Origin of the sequence: Pseudomonas typographi, assembly GCF_014694385.1 — a bacterium.
Classification (GTDB): Bacteria; Pseudomonadota; Gammaproteobacteria; order Pseudomonadales; family Pseudomonadaceae; genus Aquipseudomonas; species Aquipseudomonas typographi.
The window spans coordinates 1-1,079 of record NZ_JAAOCA010000095.1; the positions used below are offsets into that span (position 1 = coordinate 1).

At 67.7% G+C, this 1,079-nt stretch carries 1 protein-coding gene; it reads right to left on the reverse strand.

Annotation, left to right across the window (positions count from 1 at the left end):
* Positions 1-1,079 (reverse strand): ShlB/FhaC/HecB family hemolysin secretion/activation protein (locus HAQ05_RS27785; protein WP_190427576.1); only part of this gene is annotated, 1,079 nt, incomplete at both ends.

Genomic DNA, 1,079 nt, shown 5'->3' on the forward strand with positions numbered 1-1,079 from the left:
GGGGGGCTGGGTGGCCATCGGCGGCATTCCAGCCGCCGAACCCTTCGCTGTAGCGCAATTGCGCATTGAAGTTGGCCGCGCCGGCCCAGAGCAGGTCCAACTCAAGGTCGGCACTGCCGTAGCGGGGGCTTTGTAGCGGGAGGCGGCGGCCGCCGATATAGGTATCGATGTGTTTGTGATTCAGGCGCGCCGTGGCGGTGACGATGGCCCGTTGCGAGCGGTATAACTCGCGCGCCAGGCTCATGGCCTTCAGCCCGCCGCCGCCTGCGGCCGAACGCCGCTGGCGCAGGCGTTCGATGTCGCTTCGGTAGCGGTAGCCACTCAGGCCCACCGTAAGCTGCCATGGCCCACGTGGCACTTGGTAATGCAGCGCCGCATTGCGGTAGAAGCGCCGGCCACGGGCCACGCTGTGGCCCCATCCCAACACCACCCGGTCGTTCCAGCCCAACGGGCTTTCTCGTTGGTAATGGGCCGTCAGCCGTTCGCGGGCGGCGGGGTCCGCGCCGTCGTTGGTGACCTGAAGCGTCGCCCATGAGCGCGGCGGGTAGCTCAATGGCCGCAGCACCACCCGTGACCCGCCAGCCTGTTGGCCGGGGCGTATATCACCGGCCAGGTCGAATACCCGCAAGCGGTTGAGTTGGTCCAGGCCACGCTCCAGGGTGGGCAGGTGCAGGGGCTGGCCGATCATCTCGCCGAAGGCATTCTCCAGCGACAGCGGCAGGGCGGGGTCTGTAATCTCGAGGGCTTCTACCTGCCCCTCCAGCAATGCCACCTGCAGCGCGCCGTCATCGGCGGGTTGAGGCAAGATGTATGGCCGGGCGGTAATGTACCCGGCCTGCACATAGGCGGCAGTCAAGGCGCCGAGCAGCCGGTTGATCGCACGGGCATCCATGCACGGGGCCAGATGCGGCTCGGCCACCTGTTGCAGTGGTTTATCCGAGAGCAAGCGGTTGCCATGCAGGCGTAGCCCTTTTACGCGCCGGCAGGCGGTATCTTCGGATTGCGCGGGCGGCGGCGTGGCGGGGGCGGGCGGCTGGAGCAGTTGCCGTTGGCGGCGTTCTCGCTCTTGGCGTTCGCGC